At 71.4% G+C, this 18182-nt stretch carries 24 protein-coding genes and 1 tRNA gene; 6 read left to right on the top strand and 19 right to left on the bottom strand.

Annotated features, from left to right (window positions below; all coding sequences use genetic code 11):
* Position 1: 1 nt before the first annotated feature.
* Positions 2 to 844, top strand: coding sequence for a TetR/AcrR family transcriptional regulator (locus ASC56_RS29000; protein ID WP_055494532.1), 843 nt, complete (start codon positions 2 to 4; stop codon positions 842 to 844).
* Here ASC56_RS29000 and ASC56_RS28995 read toward each other — a convergent pair.
* The 4 genes from ASC56_RS28995 to ASC56_RS28980 form a co-directional block, all read right to left on the bottom strand.
* Positions 777 to 1247, bottom strand: a complete 471-nt coding sequence (locus tag ASC56_RS28995; RefSeq protein ID WP_055494531.1) for a PPOX class F420-dependent oxidoreductase — start codon at positions 1245 to 1247, stop codon at positions 777 to 779. The genes ASC56_RS29000 and ASC56_RS28995 overlap by 68 nt on opposite strands.
* Before the next feature lie 49 nt (positions 1248 to 1296).
* A complete protein-coding gene (locus ASC56_RS28990) occupies positions 1297 to 2118 on the bottom strand; it encodes a YceI family protein (protein WP_055494530.1) in 822 nt (273 codons plus the stop codon).
* 111 nt (positions 2119 to 2229) lie between these two features.
* Positions 2230 to 4758, bottom strand: a complete 2529-nt coding sequence (locus tag ASC56_RS28985) for an MFS transporter (RefSeq protein ID WP_107309368.1) — start codon at positions 4756 to 4758, stop codon at positions 2230 to 2232.
* Positions 4759 to 4780: 22 nt separating this feature from the next.
* The gene (locus tag ASC56_RS28980) at positions 4781 to 5284 is read right to left on the bottom strand and encodes a MarR family winged helix-turn-helix transcriptional regulator (RefSeq protein WP_055494529.1); all 504 of its coding nucleotides are present in this window, start codon (positions 5282 to 5284) and stop codon (positions 4781 to 4783) included.
* Positions 5285 to 5533: 249 nt separating this feature from the next.
* Here ASC56_RS28980 and ASC56_RS28975 point away from each other — a divergent pair, with 249 nt between their 5' ends.
* Positions 5534 to 5728 carry a hypothetical protein gene (locus tag ASC56_RS28975; protein WP_055494528.1) on the top strand — a complete coding sequence of 65 codons (195 nt, stop codon included), beginning with the start codon at positions 5534 to 5536 and terminating at the stop codon, positions 5726 to 5728.
* A gap of 16 nt (positions 5729 to 5744) precedes the next feature.
* Here ASC56_RS28975 and ASC56_RS28970 read toward each other — a convergent pair whose 3' ends face one another.
* The 9 genes from ASC56_RS28970 to ASC56_RS28935 all read right to left on the bottom strand — a co-directional run bounded on the left by ASC56_RS28970 (position 5745) and on the right by ASC56_RS28935 (position 11243).
* On the bottom strand, positions 5745 to 6470 hold the full coding sequence (locus tag ASC56_RS28970) for a hypothetical protein (RefSeq protein ID WP_055494527.1): 726 nt from the start codon (positions 6468 to 6470) through the stop codon (positions 5745 to 5747).
* 140 nt (positions 6471 to 6610) lie between these two features.
* The gene (locus ASC56_RS28965) at positions 6611 to 7522 is read right to left on the bottom strand and encodes an RNA polymerase sigma factor SigF (RefSeq protein WP_055494526.1); all 912 of its coding nucleotides are present in this window, start codon (positions 7520 to 7522) and stop codon (positions 6611 to 6613) included.
* Positions 7523 to 7767: 245 nt separating this feature from the next.
* Positions 7768 to 8649 (bottom strand): SigB/SigF/SigG family RNA polymerase sigma factor, encoded by an 882-nt coding sequence (locus tag ASC56_RS28960; protein WP_055494547.1) that lies wholly within the window; start codon positions 8647 to 8649, stop codon positions 7768 to 7770.
* 200 nt (positions 8650 to 8849) lie between these two features.
* The gene (locus tag ASC56_RS28955; RefSeq protein ID WP_055494525.1) at positions 8850 to 9143 is read right to left on the bottom strand and encodes a Dabb family protein; all 294 of its coding nucleotides are present in this window, start codon (positions 9141 to 9143) and stop codon (positions 8850 to 8852) included.
* Between the two features lie 44 nt (positions 9144 to 9187).
* Positions 9188 to 9364, bottom strand: a complete 177-nt coding sequence (locus ASC56_RS41310; protein ID WP_199836085.1) for a hypothetical protein — start codon at positions 9362 to 9364, stop codon at positions 9188 to 9190.
* 237 nt (positions 9365 to 9601) lie between these two features.
* Positions 9602 to 9686, bottom strand: a tRNA-Ser gene (locus tag ASC56_RS28950).
* A 69-nt stretch (positions 9687 to 9755) separates the two neighbouring features.
* Positions 9756 to 10229 carry a tRNA adenosine(34) deaminase TadA gene (gene tadA, locus ASC56_RS28945; RefSeq protein ID WP_055494524.1) on the bottom strand — a complete coding sequence of 158 codons (474 nt, stop codon included), beginning with the start codon at positions 10227 to 10229 and terminating at the stop codon, positions 9756 to 9758.
* Between the two features lie 21 nt (positions 10230 to 10250).
* On the bottom strand, positions 10251 to 10784 hold the full coding sequence (locus ASC56_RS28940) for a hypothetical protein (protein WP_055494523.1): 534 nt from the start codon (positions 10782 to 10784) through the stop codon (positions 10251 to 10253).
* Between the two features lie 273 nt (positions 10785 to 11057).
* Positions 11058 to 11243, bottom strand: coding sequence for a hypothetical protein (locus ASC56_RS28935; protein ID WP_055494522.1), 186 nt, complete (start codon positions 11241 to 11243; stop codon positions 11058 to 11060).
* Between the two features lie 157 nt (positions 11244 to 11400).
* On the opposite strand from ASC56_RS28935, the gene upp reads away from it, so the two are divergent.
* Positions 11401 to 12036: a uracil phosphoribosyltransferase gene (upp, locus tag ASC56_RS28930; RefSeq protein ID WP_055494521.1), complete on the top strand. Its 636-nt coding sequence runs from the start codon at positions 11401 to 11403 to the stop codon at positions 12034 to 12036.
* Positions 12037 to 12210: 174 nt separating this feature from the next.
* Here the strand turns inward: upp and ASC56_RS28925 are convergent, their stop codons facing one another.
* From ASC56_RS28925 to ASC56_RS28905, 6 genes are all read right to left on the bottom strand, one after another.
* On the bottom strand, positions 12211 to 12849 hold the full coding sequence (locus ASC56_RS28925) for a LytR C-terminal domain-containing protein (RefSeq protein ID WP_234377100.1): 639 nt from the start codon (positions 12847 to 12849) through the stop codon (positions 12211 to 12213).
* Positions 12850 to 12988: 139 nt separating this feature from the next.
* Positions 12989 to 13285: a type II toxin-antitoxin system VapB family antitoxin gene (locus ASC56_RS28920; protein WP_004943146.1), complete on the bottom strand. Its 297-nt coding sequence runs from the start codon at positions 13283 to 13285 to the stop codon at positions 12989 to 12991.
* A gap of 176 nt (positions 13286 to 13461) precedes the next feature.
* Positions 13462 to 13608 (bottom strand): hypothetical protein, encoded by a 147-nt coding sequence (locus ASC56_RS41305; protein WP_199836084.1) that lies wholly within the window; start codon positions 13606 to 13608, stop codon positions 13462 to 13464.
* Between the two features lie 57 nt (positions 13609 to 13665).
* Positions 13666 to 14007, bottom strand: coding sequence for a hypothetical protein (locus tag ASC56_RS28915; RefSeq protein ID WP_055494519.1), 342 nt, complete (start codon positions 14005 to 14007; stop codon positions 13666 to 13668).
* Between the two features lie 94 nt (positions 14008 to 14101).
* On the bottom strand, positions 14102 to 14779 hold the full coding sequence (locus ASC56_RS28910; protein WP_055494518.1) for an HdeD family acid-resistance protein: 678 nt from the start codon (positions 14777 to 14779) through the stop codon (positions 14102 to 14104).
* Between the two features lie 204 nt (positions 14780 to 14983).
* On the bottom strand, positions 14984 to 15577 hold the full coding sequence (locus ASC56_RS28905; protein WP_055494517.1) for an HhH-GPD-type base excision DNA repair protein: 594 nt from the start codon (positions 15575 to 15577) through the stop codon (positions 14984 to 14986).
* A 231-nt stretch (positions 15578 to 15808) separates the two neighbouring features.
* Here ASC56_RS28905 and ASC56_RS28900 point away from each other — a divergent pair, with 231 nt between their 5' ends.
* The 3 genes from ASC56_RS28900 to ASC56_RS28890 form a co-directional block, all read left to right on the top strand.
* Positions 15809 to 16288 (top strand): cupin domain-containing protein, encoded by a 480-nt coding sequence (locus ASC56_RS28900; RefSeq protein ID WP_055494516.1) that lies wholly within the window; start codon positions 15809 to 15811, stop codon positions 16286 to 16288.
* On the top strand, positions 16285 to 17049 hold the full coding sequence (locus ASC56_RS28895) for an SDR family NAD(P)-dependent oxidoreductase (protein WP_107309371.1): 765 nt from the start codon (positions 16285 to 16287) through the stop codon (positions 17047 to 17049). Before ASC56_RS28900 ends, ASC56_RS28895 begins: the two co-directional genes overlap by 4 nt.
* A 124-nt stretch (positions 17050 to 17173) precedes the next feature.
* Positions 17174 to 18182: copper resistance CopC family protein (locus ASC56_RS28890; RefSeq protein WP_371330307.1), on the top strand; the 1009-nt coding region annotated here is incomplete at its 3' end.

The following is an 18182-nucleotide window of genomic DNA, read 5'->3' as shown; positions in this document are numbered from 1 at the left end:
CATGGTGAAGGCAGCCCAGGGGGCCGGGCATGCGGCGCGGACCAGCGTCTGGCTGGAGGGCAAGGCGTCCCGCGGCGGCGGCTCGCGCGGCGGCGGTCAGCCGTCCGGACTGGACCGCGACCGGATCACCGAGGCGACCGTGCGGCTGCTGGACGCGGAGGGCCTCGCCAAGTTCTCGATGCGCCGTCTGGCCGCCGAGCTGAACGTCACCGCGATGTCGGTCTACTGGTACGTGGACACCAAGGACGACCTGCTGGAGCTGGCGCTGGACGCGGCCTTCGGCGAGATGCGGCTGCCGGCGGCCGACTCGGACGAGGACTGGCGCGACCAGTTGCGGGCGCTCGCCACGGAGTACCGGGCGCTGCTGGTGCGCCACCCCTGGCTGTCCCCGCTGGCCGGAACGTTCCTCAACATCGGTCCCCACTCCATCGCCTTCTCGCTCGCCGTGCAGCGGGTGATCCGGCTGACCGGACTGCCCGCGCACGGCCAGATGGGCGCGATCTCGGCCGTCTTCCAGTTCGTGTACGGGTTCGGCACGATCGAGGGCCACTTCATCGAGCGGTGCGCGGCGGCCGGGATGAGCCAGGACGAGTACTTCCGCCAGGCCATGAGCGCGGTGACGGAGAGCCCCGAGCTGAGCGAGGTCGTGCACCACTCCGCGAACCTCATGGAGGCCCGCGGCGGCGACACGGTGGAGGAGATGCGCGAGCGGGACTTCACCTTCGCGCTGGAGACGCTGATCGCCGGGATCGAGGCGATGGTGGCCCGGGCCCTACTCACTCCTGCGGAGCGAGCCTCGCGGGGAAGCCGCCCGTCGCCACCGGGCCCCAGCGCACCGGGGTGATCCGGATGATCGACTTGCCCTGTTTGACCATGGCATCCCGGTACTCGTCCCAGTCCGGGTGCTCGCCCGCGATGTTGCGGTAGTACTCGACGAGCGGCTCGACGGAGTCCGGCGTGTCGATGACCTCGGCCGTGCCGTCGATCTGGACCCACGGCCCGTTCCACTCGTCGCTGAGCACGATCAGGCTGACCCGCTCGTCCCGCTTGGCGTTGCGCGTCTTGGCGCGCTCCGGGTACGTGGAGACCACGATCCGCCCGGAGTCGTCGACTCCGCAGGTCAGCGGCGATCCCTGGGGGCTGCCGTCGGCGCGCCGCGTCAGCAGGATCGCGCGGTGACGGGGGCGTACGAAGTCCAGCAGCTCGTCCACTGTCACGGAGGTGTTCGTCGCGATGTTCGATGCCATGGGGGCAGCCTAGGGGCAGTCGGGCCGGATCCGGCTGACCCTGTGGTGCCTACGCCTGCGGCAGCGACTCGCCCTGCACCGCCTGGACGTCGAGCTCCACCTTGAGCGTGGTGCCGATCGCGGCGATGCCCGCCTGGACGACCTGGTTGTAGTTCATCGCGAAGTCCTCGCGGCGCAGTTCCGTCGTCGCGCGGAAGGCCGCGCGGGTGCCGCCCCAGGGGTCGGAGCCGGTGCCGAGGTAGGCGAGGTCCAGGTCGACCGGGCGGGCGATGCCGTGCATGGTCAGTTCGCCGTGGACCGTCCAGCGGTCGGAGCCCGCGGCCGTGAGGCCGGTCGAGCGGTAGGTCATCTCCGGGTACTTCTCGACGTCGAGGAAGTCGCCGGATCGCAGGTGGTCGTCGCGCATCCGGTTGCCGGTGTCGATCGACGCGGCGTGGATGACGGCCTCGACGCGGGACTTCTCGACCTCGTCCGGGGCGATCTCGATGCGCCCGGTGAACTCCGTGAACCGGCCCCGCACGCTGGAGATCCCCAGGTGCTGGGCGAGCGCGGCCACCGAGGAGTGCGCCGGGTCGATGGTCCACGGTCCGGGCGGCGGCAGTTCGGCGCCGCCCTGCCGGGCCAGCGTCACGGCCCCGATCTCGGCCCGTCCGCTCGCCGTGACGATCGCGCCGGCGGCGGCGGGCGCGTACCCGACGGCGGTCACGATCACGGTGTAGGCGCCGGGGGCCAGCGCGGTGGTGTCCCGTACCGCTCCTTCGGCGTCGGCCTCGGCGCGCAGCACCTGCGTACCGGTCATGTCGGTCACGGTGACGACCGCGTGCGACACGGCCCATCCGTCCCGTGTGCGGATGCGTGCGGTCAGTGCCATCGTGTGGTCTCCCTCTGAATCCTTGAATATCCCCGTAGAAGGCTCAAAAGAGTCCGGCCCATGGGGGTGCGCCTCCGCTCGGAGCGCGCCCCCCACGGGCCGGGGCCCGGACTACTCGCCCGGGTGGGCGAGTTCGACGTCGTGGTCGTCGACACCGCGGCCGGACACGGTCACCGCGGTGGCCACCGGCGGGTAGCCCGTCGCGATGACGGTGTACTCGCCGCTGCCCAGGTCGGTGAAGGCGTACGCCCCGTCGGCGCCGGTGGTGGCCGTGCCGACCACGTTGCCCGCCGCGTCCACCAGCGTCACGCGGGCGTCCGCGAGCGGACCGTGCGGGGCCCGTACGACGCCCTGGAGCTGGGCGCCGGAGTCGAGGTCGACCTCCAGCCGGGTGACCCCGGCGGCACCGATCTCGACGGGCAGGGCCCGAGGCCGGTAGCCGACGGCGTTCACCGCGACGGTCACGGCGCCCGGAACCAGCTCGGCGAAGGCGAACTCGCCCTGCTCGCCGGTGACGGCGGTGGCCAGCAGATCGCCGCGGACGTCCGTGACGATGACCATCGCGTCCTTGACCGGCAGCGTGGTCTCGGCGGCGCGGACCACACCGCTCAGGCCGCTGGTGCCACTGAGCAGGATGTCGTACGACACCGGGTCCTCGTGCACGACGATCGTCGAGGCCTGCGGCTGGAAGCCGTCGGCGGAGGCGATCAGGACGTACGAACCCGTGCCCGGCGCGTCCAGCGCGTAGGAACCGTCGGCCTGGGCCACCGACCGGCCCAGCTGCCGTCCCCCGAGGGAGATCAGCGTGACGGCGGCCTGCGCGACCGGCGCGCCCTCGGCTCCGCGGACGAAGCCGCCGACCGGGATCCCGCCGGACGGCGCGGACTCGCCGGGAGCGGCGATCGTGGCGACGGCGGAGAGCCGCTGCGTGCCCTCGGGGCCGGCTTCCGTGGACGAGGCGGCGACGGCCCGGCTCGGGGCCTCCTGCTCGACGGGGGCGGCGGCCCCGGCGGCCGCCGCGGGCACCTCCTCCGGCGCCGCCTCGGACGTGGCGGCCTGCGCCAGGGCGCCCTGCGTCCTCAGGGGGACCTCCTTGATGAACAGGGTGATCACGAGGGCGAGGAACGCCATGCAGGACGCGATCAGGAAGACGTCGGCGATGCCGTGGCCGTACGCGCTCTCCATGACCGTGCGCAGCGGCTTCGGCAGCTTGTTCAGGTCCGGGATGGAGCCGCTGGAGCCGGAGTGGCCCGCCAGACGCGCGTACTTGGGGCCGAGCTCGGTGAGGCCGTCCTTGACGTAGTGGGTGATCCGGTGGGCCATGACCGCGCCGAGCGCGGAGACGCCGACGGCACCGCCCAGGGACCGGAAGAAGGTGACGGTGGAGCTGGCCGAGCCGAGGTCGGTCGGGGCCACCTGGTTCTGCGTGGACAGCACCAGGTTCTGCATCATCATGCCGATGCCGAGACCCAGCAGGGCCATGAAGATGGCCATCTTCCAGTACGCCGTGTCGTAGCGGATGGTGCCCAGCAGACCCAGACCGGCCGTGAGGAGCACGCCACCGGCGACCAGCCAGGCCTTCCACTTGCCGGTCTTGGTGATGATCTGGCCGGAGACGGTGGAGGAGACGAACAGACCGCCGATCATCGGGATCGTCAGCACGCCGGACATGGTCGGGGACTTGTCCCGTGCCAGCTGGAAGTACTGGGCGAAGAAGACCGTGCCGGTGAACATCGCGACACCCACGAAGAGCGAGGCGAGCGACGACAGGGTGATGGTGCGGTTGCGGAACAGGCGCAGCGGGATGATCGGCTCGCTGGCCCTGCTCTCGACGAGGACGAAGATCAGTCCGAGGACGATCGCGCCGGCCACCATCGTGTAGGTCTGCCACGACAGCCAGTCGTACTTGTCACCGGCGAAGGTGACCCAGAGCAGCAGCAGGCTGACGGCGGCGGAGATGAAGAACGCGCCGGCCCAGTCGATCTTGACGTCCCGCTTCACCACGGGCAGGTGCAGGGTCTTCTGCAGCACGATCAGCGCGATCACCGCGAAGGGCACGCCGACGTAGAAGCACCAGCGCCAGCCGAGCCACGAGGTGTCGGTGATGACACCGCCGAGCAGCGGGCCGCCGACGGTGGCGACGGCGAACGTGGCGCCCAGGTAGCCGGAGTAACGGCCGCGCTCACGCGGGGAGATCATCGCGGCCATGACGATCTGGGCCAGTGCGGACAGACCGCCGACGCCGACACCCTGGACGACACGGCAGGCGATGAGCGTGCCCGGGTTCTGCGACAGGCCCGCGGCCATCGAGCCCAGGACGTAGACGACCAGGGCTATCTGGACGAGCGCCTTCTTGCTGTAGAGGTCCGCGAGCTTGCCCCACAGCGGGGTGGTCGCGGTCATGGCCAGCAGCGAGGCGGTGACGACCCAGGTGTAGGCCGACTGGCCGCCGCCGAGGTCGCCGATGATGTGCGGCAGGGCGTTGGAGACGATCGTGGACGACAGGATCGCCACGAACATGCCGAGCAGCAGCCCGGAGAGGGCCTCCATGATCTGCCGGTGCGTCATCGGAGCGCCGTCCGGGGAGCCTCCCCCGTGCTTGGCGTGAGCCCGCACACCGGCTGGTGTGGTCGTTGCCATGGGATTCCTTTTCTTACGTTCCTTACGCGGGTGTACGGGTGGTTCGGTGAGCAACGGATTCCGCCACGGGGGCGGCCTGCGCGAGCCGGGGCGTGCTGCGGCAGTCGCCGAAGCTCGCCCGCAGCCGTGTCATCAGCTGGATGAGTCGGCCGACGTCGTCGTCGGACCAGTCGATCAGCCGTTCGGCCAGCAGCTCGGTGCTGCGCCGGGACAGCTCGTCGAGCTGGGCCCGGCCGGGGTCGGTCAGGCGCAGGATGCGGGAGCGTTTGTCCGCCGGGTCGGGGGAGCGCTCGATCCAGCCGCGGTCCGCGACGTGCGCGACATGGCGGCTGGTGACCGACATGTCGACGGCGAGCAGCTCCGCGAGCTTGCTCATGCGCATGTCGCCGTGGCGGCCGAGCAGTGTCAGCACGGCGGCGGAGCCGCTCGGACAGTCGGCCGGCAGGATCCGCCCGAGGTCCCTCTTCACGGCGCTGATGGCGCTGAGCTGACGCGCCAGTTCCTCGTACTGCGCTCGCTCGGCCATCGCCCACCTCCCAGGTTCGTTGCTTAGGGCAACCATAAAGAAATTGGTTGCTGCAGGCAAACGAAGTCGGGGATGCTGGACTAAAAACTTGGCAAAGGCAAGTATTGGCGAACGTAAACGTGCAGGTGAGGGGATGCCCGTGACCAGCCCGTCCGTGGTGCGAGGGCGAGGCCGGTTTGGGCCGGGCGGCGTGGGAAGCCACCGCCCCCACTTGGGCAGCACCGCGCGTATTCGCTAGGGTCCGGGGCCATGGCTAACACCCAGGGCCCCCAGGGCAACTACGACCCCGCCGGCAGCACGCAGATGTTCCGCGCGTTCGTCGACGAGGCCCCGCAGGGCCGTCAGGCGGCACCCGCCCCGGCGGGCCCCCGCATCGGCCTGATCGTCGGCGTCGTCGCCGCCGTGGTGATCGTCGCCGTCGTCGCCTGGCTCGCGCTGAAGTAACGTCCCACCACGTCCCTCACTCCCCCTGGACGGACACGTCCCGTGTCTCGATGTGCATGCCCGGCGGCACGCGCCAGGCATCGACGCACACCGTCCAGGTCTCCTTCACCGACGCCCCGGCGGCGATCGGTGCGGGCAGCGTCTCCGTCGACCCCACGGTCGCCCAGTCGATCCCGAGCGCCCCGATGATGTGCGTCCCGAAGGTCACCGTGCCCGAACGCACCGCGGTGCCACCGACGTTGTGGAAGGGGACGGTCACCTTCTCGCACCACCGCCGGTCCGTGGCCTCCCGTACGGGCTCACCCACGATCAGCGCGGCGGGCCCGGCGGGTGTCGTACCAGGCCCCGTCCCCGTCGGAGAGGGTGATCCCGTGCTCGTGCGGCCGGACGTGGTGCCGTGGGGCGAGGGGGTCCCGCCGGCCGGTGCGCCCCTTGTGTGGCGCGGAGCACCCGAACTCCCGGCCGGTGCGGGCGAGGCGCCCGCACCGGCGCCGGCAGTCGGGCTCTGACGCACCCCGTGCCCGGGGCCCTCGGTCCCCTCCAGGGGCACCAGGGTCACGTCTCCCGTCGGAGCCACCGCCGTACCGGACACGACGGACGTGCCGCCCGCCGGTCCGACCGCGACATAGCCGTCACCGCCCCCGCCGCCCGCGCACGCGGCCAGGGCGCCGCCCAGGCAGGCGACGACCGCGGCGGCGGTCACGACCCCTCGGGGGCCCCGCAACCACGTCGCTCGAAGCATCGCGCCAGTGTGGCTGACGAGGCGTCAAATCGGTACCCCTGGGTGAATCACCGCTGTTCGGAGCTCTTAGGGGTCCTTGCACTATGAGCGCGCGACCTGGGCGGGCATAGTGCAAGGACCCCTTAAGAATCCCTCGCGCCTCAGTCGGAGATGAGCCCCTCCCGCAGCTGCGCCAGCGTGCGGGTCAGCAGCCGGGAGACGTGCATCTGCGAGATGCCGACCTCCTCGCCGATCTGCGACTGGGTCATGTTCGCGAAGAAACGCAGCATGATGATCCGCCGCTCCCGGGGCGGAAGCTTGGCCAGCAGCGGCTTGAGGGACTCGCGGTACTCCACGCCCTCCAGGGCCGAGTCCTCGTAGCCCAGGCGGTCCGCCAGCGAGCCCTCGCCGCCGTCGTCCTCGGGAGCCGGAGAGTCCAGCGAGGAGGCCGTGTACGCGTTGCCGACGGCGAGACCGTCGACCACGTCCTCCTCCGACACGCCCAGCACGGAGGCCAGTTCGGTGACCGTCGGGGAGCGGTCCAGCTTCTGCGACAGCTCGTCACTGGCCTTGGTGAGGGCCAGGCGCAGCTCCTGGAGGCGGCGCGGTACACGCACCGACCACGACGTGTCCCGGAAGAACCGCTTGATCTCGCCGACCACGGTCGGCATCGCGAACGTCGGGAACTCCACGCCCCGTTCGCAGTCGAAGCGGTCGATCGCCTTGATCAGCCCGATCGTGCCGACCTGGACGATGTCCTCCATCGGTTCGTTGCGGCTGCGGAAGCGGGCGGCCGCGTAGCGCACGAGCGGGAGGTTCAGCTCGATGAGCGTGTCCCGGACGTAGGCGCGCTCCGGGCTGTGCTCGTCGAGTGTGGCGAGCCGCAGGAAGAGGGAGCGGGACAGGGTCCGGGTGTCGATGGCTTCCGGGGACGGAAGGTCCGGGGCCTCCGGGGCCGGAAGGGTCTCGGCACCGGGGAGGTCCTGAGGGGCCTGAAGGTCCTGAAGCACGTCGGGCGCGGAGTCGCTCTGCATGAGCGTGAGCACCTTGGAGCTGCCCTGGTCTGCGGACATGCCACCCCCTTTGGGTCGCGGGACGGTCGCGGCGGACGCTCCCGTCGGAGGAACGCAGCCTCCACCTGAATACCGGCGGCGAGGCTGCGGCAAACGCGCTTCCGGCAGAATGTCACATGTCGGCAACACGCTGTAGTGACATGTCGACATGCGAGATGTGAATGCGCCCTGGTTGGGAGGCTTCTGATGGCATATCAGCGCAGAACTGTCGGGAAGAGCCCGTGCGGGCGGTTCGCTCGAGTGAGTTAGGCGTCGATCCTGTTTGCGGATCGCAGCCGCGCGAAACTCCTGGCGAGGAGCCTTGACACATGCATCTGGGAGACACCCAGTTCGGCGCTGATCTGCGACTGGGTCAGATTGCTGTAGTAGCGCAGCAGCAGGATCCGCTGCTCGCGCTCCGGCAGTTGGACGAGCAGATGCCGTACGAGGTCGCGGTGCTCCACCCCGTCGAGCGCGGGATCCTCGTAGCCGAGGCGGTCGAGGAGACCGGGCAGTCCGTCGCCCTCCTGGGCGGCCTCCAGTGACGTCGCGTGGTAGGAGCGGCCCGCCTCGATGCAGGACACCACCTCCTCCTCGGTGATGCGCAGGCGCTCGGCGATCTCGGCGGTCGTCGGGGAACGCCCGTACGCCGTCGTCAGGTCCTCGGTGGCGCCGTTGACCTGCACCCACAGCTCGTGCAGCCGACGCGGGACATGGACCGTGCGCACGTTGTCACGGAAGTAGCGCTTGATCTCACCGACGACGGTCGGCATCGCGAAGGTCGGGAACTGAACGCCCCGGTCGGGGTCGAAGCGGTCGATGGCGTTGATCAGACCGATGGTGCCGACCTGGACGACGTCCTCCATGGGCTCGTTGCGGGAGCGGAAGCGGCCGGCGGCGTAGCGCACCAGCGGAAGGTTGGCCTCGATGAGCGCCCCGCGCACGCGGTGGTGCTCGGGCGTGCCCGGTTCCAGCTCCTTGAGCTGGGTGAAGAGCACCTGGGTGAGCGCCCGGGTGTCGGCGCCGCGGCGCTTGTGGGCGGTGGGGGCGGGAGCGGATGTCTGGGGCGGCGCGGGGCTCGTGGCGGATTCCTGGGGCCGGTCGGGGGCCGGGGCCTCCTCCTGGGGTGGCGCAGTACTGGCCGACACGGTCAACGCCACCTCTTCATCCGTCCACGCATCCGTCAATTCACCTCAAAAGCGGTCATAGCATCACAAGAAATGGACACCCTGTGCAAGCACCCCATCACTCCGTGTTGGGGCGGTTGTGTACACTCGCAGGAAAGCCCCCCACCGGTGCGGTGGAGGGCTCTGCGGGGGGTGTCGCCCGAATCCGTGGGCGCTGTCGCTCAGATTTCGTAGTCGGCGATCACCCAAGTGGCGAACTCGCGCCAGAGGGCGACGCCCGCCTGGTGTGCCGGGTGCTCGATGTACCGCCGCAGCGCGTCCAGGTCGTCGACCGCCGAGTTGATCGCGAAGTCGTATGCGATGGGCCGGTCGCTGATGTTCCAGGCGCACTCCCAGAAGCGGAGCTCGTCGATCAGGTCGCCGAGGGCCTCGAAGGCGCGCACCCCCTCCATGACGCGCGGGTCGTCGCGCTGGACGCCCTCGTCGAGCTTGAAGAGGACCAGGTGCCGGATCATGGGCGCTCCCAAAGGTGCGAGGGCGGCCGCCCGGCCGGAAGGAGTCACTTGGCTCCGTTGGCGACCCAGGTCATGAAGTGGCCGATGGCCTTGGCGGCACTCGAAATGCCCTCGAAGCCTATCTGGACATAGCCGGCGGCCTTGGCCGGGTCGGTGATGATCACATAGAGCACGAAGACCACGAGGGCATACAGCGCGATCTTCTTTCCCGGTACCGCCACGGCGGCCTCCCCCGTCTCTTCCGCCCCGCGGGGCCCGTTCGCCGGCGGTGAGTGTAACGCGGCCACGTGTTCGGGGATCGCAAAAGAGCACGTAATGCACCATGCCCTCACGTGGCCCTTGCGAGGGAGCGACGCGGGGCCTGGACGGACGCCCATGCGGCGGACGTACAGGGGCCCTTGGGCCACAGGTGCCCGGACGCACGAAGGGCCCCGTCCTTCGACGGGGCCCTTCTCCAGCGGTAGCGGAGGGATTTGAACCCTCGGTGACTTGCGCCACACTCGCTTTCGAGGCGAGCTCCTTCGGCCGCTCGGACACGCTACCGAGGGAGACCTTACCCCAAGGTGGGGCGTGGTCCGAAATCCGTTTCCGGGGATCGCCCGGGACGGAATCTCAGCGGGTTCGGAAGAAGTCCGTGAGGAGCCGGGCGCACTCTTCCGCGAGCACGCCGTCGATCACCTCGGGGCGGTGGTTGAGGCGCCGGTCGCGCACCAGGTCCCACAGCGACCCGACCGCGCCGGCCTTCTCGTCGCGCGCACCGTAGACCAGCCGGTCCACCCGGGACTGCTGCACCGCGCCCGCGCACATCGTGCAGGGTTCCAGGGTGACGACGAGCGTGCAGCCGGGCAGCCGCCACTCGCCGAGCGCCGTCGCGGCCCGGCGCAGCGCGAGGATCTCCGCGTGGGCCGAGGGATCCCCCGTCGCCTCACGCTCGTTGTGACCGGTGGCGAGCACCGAACCGTCCACGGACAGCACGACGGCGCCGACGGGCACGTCACCGCCCTCGGCGGCCCGTCCGGCCTCGTCCAGGGCGAGCCGCATCGCGGCCCGCCACCGGTCGCGCACCGGATCGGCGGCCGGCGTCATATCCTCGCTCACCCGATGCACCTAGCGGACGGTCTCCAGGACCTCCGAGGCGCCCAGGGATTCGGCGATCGAGTTGAGCGCGTCGTCGGCGTCCAGGGCGCGCAGCTCCTTCTCGCCGACGCCGAGGTCGTCGAGGATCTCGCTGTCGCCCACGGGACCGTGCGGCACGGCGGTGTCCGAGTTCGCCGTGTCCTCCTCGTCGGCGTCCTCCGGCTCACCGTCCTCGGTGCCGTCGAGGTCGAGGGAGTCAAGGTCGGCGACGTCGTCGCCGGGCTCCCTTCCGAGCAGTTCGTCGGTGAGCAGGATCTCGCCGTACGAGCTGCGGGCTGCTGCTGCGGCGTCCGAGACGTAGATACGAGGGTCGTCCTCGCCGTCGACCCGGACGACGCCGAACCACGCGTCCTCCTGCTCGATGAGTACGAGCACCGTGTCCTCGTCGACCGAGGCGTCGCGGGCCAGGTCGGTCAGATCCGACAGGGTCTCCACATCGTCGAGCTCTGTGTCGCTCGCTTCCCACCCGTCTTCGGTGCGCGCGAGCAGTGCGGCGAAGTACACCGTGACTCTCCCACTGGTCATAGGCGTGCCGGTTGGGGGTCCCCCCGGCGGAGGTTGCGGGCGGGGAGTGCTTCTCCGAGCCCCACCCACTCGGAATCGTGGCAGAAACAAGGCGTTCAGGGGACGTCTTCGGCCCCCTGTGTCTGGCCGTTTTGGTCCCGGATACACCGATCAAAGCAGACCACTCACCAGCGCACTCGTTGCCGCCACCAGCGGATCGTACGCGGCCCGGGGCGCTGTGGTCGCACGGCCACCCCCAAGGCGGTCGCGTCGCTACCAGCGGAAGGTACGCATGCGCATGGCGTGACGCAGGCGCTCTGCCTTGGCGCGGCGGGGCTGGACGCGGTTGCGCAGCTCCCGCGCCTCTGCGAGTTCACGCAGGAACACGGCCCGGCGCCGCCTGCGCTCGGTGTCCGTCTCCTGCGCTTCGGGTTCCTCGTGGGACTCCCGGTCGGGCATAGGCACACCACCCCAGTTCCGTCCCTCTCACTTTCCCTCTGATGGGGGGTCCAATGCCATGGAGGGCGATTCGGGAGGGGCCACCTGCGGCGCGGGCGGAGTGCCCGGGCGTACGGCGGCGCGGGCGCGTGCGGGAGGCCCGGTTACTGTTGGGGACATGCGTCTCCACGTCGTCGACCACCCCTTGGTCGCTCACAAGCTCACCACGCTGCGCGACCGGCGCACCGACTCCGCGACCTTCCGTCGGCTCGCCGACGAGCTCGTCACCCTGCTCGCCTACGAGGCCACACGCGATGTGCGCACCGAACAGGTCGACATCGAGACCCCGGTCTCCCGGACCACCGGCGTCAAGCTGTCCCACCCCCGCCCGTTGGTCGTGCCGATCCTGCGCGCGGGCCTCGGCATGCTCGACGGCATGGTCCGGCTGCTGCCGACCGCCGAGGTGGGCTTCCTGGGCATGATCCGCGACGAGGAGACGCTCCAGGCGTCCACGTACGCCACGCGCATGCCGGAGGACCTCTCGGGGCGCCAGGTGTACGTCCTGGACCCGATGCTCGCCACCGGCGGCACGCTCGTCGCGGCGATCCAGGAGCTGATCAAGCGTGGCGCGGACGACGTGACGGCCGTGGTGCTGCTCGCCGCCCCGGAGGGCGTCGAGGTCATGGAGCGCGAACTGGCGGGCACGCCGGTGACGGTGGTGACGGCCGCGGTCGACGAACGCCTCAACGAGCACGGCTACATCGTGCCGGGCCTCGGCGACGCGGGGGACCGGCTGTACGGAGCGGCGGAGTAGGGACGTCGGGGGCCGAGTGCGGGTTTGCGGTTCCGGTACGGGAACCGCACCCGGTCCCCGGGTTCAGGTCCCGCCCGCGGAGGCTTCCCGTACCGGAGCTCTAAGGGGTCCTTGCACTATGAGCGCGCGACCCGGGCGGGCATAGTGCAAGGACCCCTACGCGAGCCGGCTCGCTCAGCAGCCTTTCGTGCCGGGCGAGGGCGACGAGGCCGGACCGGTCAGCGCCGACAGCGCCTTGTCCGCGTCCGTCTTGGTCGTCAGCGACTTGAACCCGTCACCCAGGATCAGGTCGACCGTCGTACCCGTACGGGCGTCGGTGTGCCGCTCAGCTTCCGCGAGCTGCGTGCCGAGGACCGGCAGCGTGGTGTCCGCGGCGGTCTTGGGGCCGAGCAGTATCCCGACGCCCTTGACCTTCTTGTCGTACTCCTTCGTCGCGTTGCCCACGGTGCCGATGTGGAAGCCGCGCTTCTTCAGCTCGTCCGCGGTCACCTTGGCGAGGCCGCTGCGGGCCGTGGCGTTGAGGACGTTGACGGTGATGCGGCCCGGCTCGGGCAGGGCCCTCGCGGCGGTCGTGGGGGACCCGCTCGCCCTCTTCGCGCACGCCTTCGCGCCGAACGCCGACGCCCTGCCGCCGCCACCGGTGAAGACATCGATGAGCTGCAAGGTGCCCCAGCCGATCAGCCCGATGGCGGCCATGGACGCGACGACGGCGAACAGGAGCCTGCCGCGGCGCCGGGGTCGGCGCATCCGCGGGTACTTGTCCCCCGTGATCCGGTACTGGCCGCCCATGCCGGGAGGAGTCAGCATGCTCATGGGCGCAGCGTAGTGCGCCCGGGCTGCAATGCCTACTAGATGATCATTGGGCGCCGCGCAGTCCAACCCGAAAGGGTCAAAGGCCGTGCGGAAGGGTCCGCCGAGTGGGTGTGCGGAAGGCGAACCGGGCGGCGGAGGATCAGTCGAGTTCGAGAACTCTCGCGTGCAGGACCTGCCGTTGCTGCAGCGCCGCGCGCACCGCGCGGTGCAGGCCGTCCTCCAGGTACAGGTCGCCCTGCCACTTCACGACGTGGGCGAAGAGGTCGCCGTAGAACGTCGAGTCCTCGGCGAGGAGGGTCTCCAGGTCGAGTTGCTGCTTGGTCGTCACGAGCTGATCGAGGCGGACCGGGCGCGGCGCGACGTCCGCCCACTGCCGGGTGCTCTCCCGGCCGTGGTCGGGGTACGGCCGGCCGTTTCCGATGCGCTTGAAGATCACACGGAAAGCCTACCGGTCAAGACGTTCCGGGCGCAGCCATGGCGACGGAGTGCGACGCCGGAAAGATCCGGTAAACGGGGTCAAACGGGAACCGGGACCGCAGATGAGAGGCGGTCCAAGTCCTGCCAGGGGTCCCGCAGGGCGGCCGCCCGGTGGGAGGGCGGCCGCTGGGTGCGCTACTCGCCTTCCCGCTCCTGCGGGGCGGCCGGCGGTGCGTCCTCCCCGGCGTCGGGCTCCGGTTCGGAGGTCGGTCGGGGTTTCCTGCCGCGCATGGCCTCGGCACGCAGCAGGGCGTGCAGGACCGCATACGGGTCGCTGAGCATGACGGTGTCCTCGCGTTGCTGGGAGATGGGAGGTGACGGTTCCGGGAGCGGGATCCGTCAGCAGCGAAGGACGACGGTGCGCAAGGCGTGCAGGGCGGGTGGGTACGGCGCCCTCGCGCGAGCGGTGGTGAGGCAGTCCGGGCCGGACGGCCGGGCGCCGCCCCGGTGTCCCGGACACGGCGGCGCGGCGGCGCGGTGTCCCCGGGGACCCGTCGGCCGCGGCGCCATGAAGGGGACGTCGTGCTCCGCGTCGCACGCCTGGGCCGCGGACACCGCGACGGTCTCGGGTGCCATCGCCTCGGTGTGCGCACCGGCCGCGAGCAGCGCGACGAGCATCAGGAGCACCCACAGCCGGGCACACCGGTGAACGGTGCGCGGTGCGTACGGGGTGGGGCTCACAAGAGGTCATCTCCCCGCCGGGCGGACCTCGTTCATCGTGTCGGCCGCGAAACCGCTCTCTCGGCGTATTTGCCGTGCGCGAGGTTGACGCGGCTCAGACGGTGCGCGGAATCCGCTCCGCGCGGCCGCGGATCCGGAACGCCGTGATGATCTCGACGATGCCGACCACCAGCAGCCACCAGCCGGCGACCAGGGTGAGCACGGCGATCGAGGTGAACGGCGAGACGATCAGCACGATCCCGGCGAGGAAGGTGACGAGGCCGAGGAAGATCTGCCAGCCGCGTGCGGGTACCGCCGGGTCGTGGGCGGCGGCCATGGTCTGGGTGATCCCGCGGATCAGCCAGCCGATGCCGATCCACAGCGCGAGCAGCAGGATCGACTCCATGGGACCCCGGAAGCAGAACAGGCCCAGCAGGATCGACAGGGCCCCGCTGACGAACGCCATGACGCGCAGCGAGGTGGCCCGGTGCGTGCCGAAGGCGGACGCCAGCTGGAGCACACCGCTGACGATGAGGTAGACCCCGAAGAGGATCCCGGCCGCGAGCAGGGACGGACCCGGCCAGGCCAGTACCAGGACCCCCAGGATCAGCGACGCGACGCCGGTGGCCAGAACGACCTGCCAGGCGGTGCGGGAGAGGACGTGCAGGAGCCCCTCGAAGGGCGGCTCCAGCTCCTCGGACGGCGGCCTCGTCGCGTGCGCGTCGCGCGCGGCATGGACGCGGCGATCGTCGAATTCGGGCCCCTGGGGTGACCCGCTCGGTACGTCGGTCATGATCCATGCTGTGATCGGGCGCGGACGGCCCGCCACTCGGGGCGGTCCAACCGGCTGAGGGCCGGCGGCTGTCCGCCGGGCCACCCGCTGTCCGCCCGGAGACCTGCTGTCGGCCTGGTGACCCGTTGTCCGCCCAGAGACCTGCTGTCGGCCTGGTGACCTGTTGTCCGCCGGGAGACCTGTAGTCGGCCTGGTGACCTTGGCCTAGTGACCTGAGGCCTTGGCGGCCTTCGCCGCCGCCTTCAGCTCCTGCTTGTGCGCGCGGACCTTGGTGAGGGAGTCGGGCCCGGTGATGTCGGCGACGGACCGGAACGCCTTCGGCTCGCCGTACGGCCCCGCGGCCTCCCGCCACCCACTGGGCCGTACGCCCAGCTGCTTGCCGAGCAACGCGAGGAAGATCTGCGCCTTCTGCTTGCCGAAGCCGGGCAGCTCCTGGAGCCGCTTCAGCAGCTCCTGTCCGCTGTCGACGTCCTTCCAGATGGCCTCGGGGTCCCCGGCGTAGTGTTCGACGAGGTACTGGCACAGCTGCTGGATGCGTTTGGCCATGGCTCCCGGGTAGCGGTGCACAGCGGGCTTCTGCGAGAGCAGTGCGGCGAAGGCCTCCGGGTCCTGGGCCGCGATCTCGTGCGCGTCCAGGTCGTCCGTGCCGAGCCGCCGCGCGATGGTCCACGGCCCCTTGAACGCCCACTCCATCGGCACCTGCTGGTCCAGCAGCATCCCGATCAGCGGGGCGAGCGGACTGCGGCCGAGGAACGCGTCGGCCTCGGGATCCTGGGCGAGGTGAAGGGTGACGTCCATGCCCCGATGATCGCCCCGCCGGGCGCGAGGCGCAGCCGGGCGGACGGTACGGCCCTCGGGCCTGCTCGGCGGCCGTCACCGCGTTCCGTGCGCCGGTCCCCGCGGCGGGCCGGCCGGTCCTCCTCGCCCGGCCGCTCTCCTGACCCGGCTGCCCTCCCGACCCGGCTGCTCTCCTGACCCGGCCGGTGTTCGTCGTACAGCCGGTGGTGTTCGGCAACTAGCCTGCATGTCGTGACTCCTGAGGACCTCGTCGCCCACTACGGCATGGAACCGATCCCGCGCGAGGGCGGGCGGTTCCGGCAGACCTGGGAGGGAGCCGAGCGGCCCGACGGACGGCCGGAGGGCACCGCCATCGTGGCCCTGCTGACCGCCGCACCGGACGACTACTCGGCGCTGCACCGCCTCCCGTCGGACGAGGTCTGGCACTTCTACCTCGGCGATCCGCTGGAGCTGCTGCTCCTCGCCCCGGACGGCGCCGCCCGTACGGTCGTCCTGGGACCGGACCTCCTCGGCGGCCAGCACGTCCAGTTCACCGTGCCCGCCGGTACCTGGATGGGCGGGCGGGTCGCCGAGGGCGGGTCCTGGACGCTCTTCGGCTGCACGATGGCGCCGGGTTTCACCTACGGGGCATACGAACACGGTGACGCGGCCGAGCTGACCGCGCGCTATCCGGCCGAGGCGGCCCGTATCGCGGGGCTGTGCCGGTCATGAGCGGGCTGCTGTCGGGGCAGGTGGCGCTGGTGACCGGCGCGGGCGGCGGTATCGGGCGCGGGATCGCGACGCGGTTCGCCGAGGAGGGCTCGGCGGTCGCGGTGCACTTCCGCACCGCGGTGGAGGCGGCGCACGACCTGGCCGCGCGCATCCGCGCGAGGGGCGCCCGGGCCGTCGTGCTGCAGGCGGATCTGACCGTCGAGGACGAGTGCCGGCGGCTGGTACGGGAGGCGGCCGAGTGGGGCGGCGGCCGGCTGACCGCGCTGGTCAACAACGCGGGGGTGCAACCGACGCAGGAGCTGGCCGGGATGACGGCCGCCGACTGGCGGGCGGTGCTCGACACCAACGTGACGAGCGTGTTCGCGTGCACGCAGGCGGCGGCGGAGGTCATGCGGGAGGCGGACGGCGGCACCGTCACCCACATCGCCTCCATCGAGGCCGCGCACCCGGCACCGCTGCACGCCCACTACTGCGCGTCCAAGGCGGCCGTCGTCATGCACGCGCGGTCGGCGGCCCTGGAGTACGGCCCCTACGGCATCCGCGTCAACACCGTCTCGCCCGGTCTGATCGACCGTGAAGGCCTGGACCGAGCCTGGCCCGAGGGGGTGGAGCGGTGGCAACGGGCGGTTCCCGCCGGCCGGTTGGGGCGCCCCGAGGACGTCGGCGACGCCTGTGTGTTCCTGGCCTCGCCGCTCGCGTCCTGGATCACGGGCCACGATCTCGTGGTGGACGGCGGGGTGTCGGCCCGGCCCACGTGGTGACCCGGCCGCCGGTCATGATGGCGTAGCCCCGGTACGAGCGGCCGGTGTTGTTGCCGCGCTGAGCGCAGGTGCCGCCGCGTCCGTACGTAACGGGACCCGGGACGGCGGATGCGGGAGACGTGACGTGGGCGCAGGACGTGTGGGCGCAGGGCGCGTGAGCGGGGGCAGTTCGGGAGCGGTGGTGCACGGAGGGCGGCTGCGGCGCCTCGCGCTCCTGCTGCTCGTGGTGCCCCTGCTGCTGGTGGCGGGCGCCGGTTCGGCGTCCGCGCACGCCGCGCTGAAGGGCATCGATCCCGCGGACGGCAGCGTGCTGAGGACGGCGCCGAAGGCGGTCACCCTCACCTTCAGCGAGTCCGTCGGTCTGCTGGACGACTCCATCCGCCTGTTCGACCCCGGCAACCGACGGGTCCACACGGGACGGCAGGAGCACGCGGACGGCCGGTCGGACACCGCGCGCGTCACGCTCCCGGACCTGGCGCAGGGCACCTACATCGTGGCGTGGCGGGTGGTGTCGGCGGACAGCCACCCGGTGTCCGGCGCCCTCACCTTCTCCGTCGGCAAGCCCTCCGCGACGGCCGCGGTCCTGCCGTCCGACGAGACGCAGGACGCCGCCTCGACGCCGCTGTACGACATCGCCCGATACGTCGCCTACGGCGGCCTGGCCCTGCTCCTGGGCGTCACCGCGTTCGCGACCGTGACCGGTGTGGGCGTGGCGCGCGGCCTGCTCGTGGGCGGCTGGTGGACGCTGCTGGCGGCCACGCTCGCGCTGCTGCTGCTCCGCGGGCCCTACGAGCGCGGCAGCGGTCCGGCGACGGCCTTCGACGGATCGGTCCTGGGCGAGACGGCGGCAAGCCGCCCCGGCTTGGCGCTGCTGGCACGGGTCGTGGTGCTGGCTGTGGCGGCGGCGGTCGCGGGCCGGGCGGGCCTGATGCCCGCGCCGAGCAAGCGCCCGGCGGACGACGGCGACCGGGCCGGTGGCCGGAACCGGGCTGACAACGGCGACTGGATCGGCGACGGCCACCGGGTCGGCGACAGGGACCGGGCTGGCGACGGCGACTGGATCGGCGACGGCGACTGGATCGGCGACGGCGACCGGATCGGCGACGGGGACCGGGCCGGCGACGGGGACCGGG

The organism is Streptomyces sp. TP-A0356 (assembly GCF_001417775.1).
Classification (GTDB): domain Bacteria; phylum Actinomycetota; class Actinomycetes; order Streptomycetales; family Streptomycetaceae; genus Streptomyces.
Note: the sequence above shows the minus strand (reverse complement) of the source record. Positions and strands in the feature narration are given on the sequence as shown.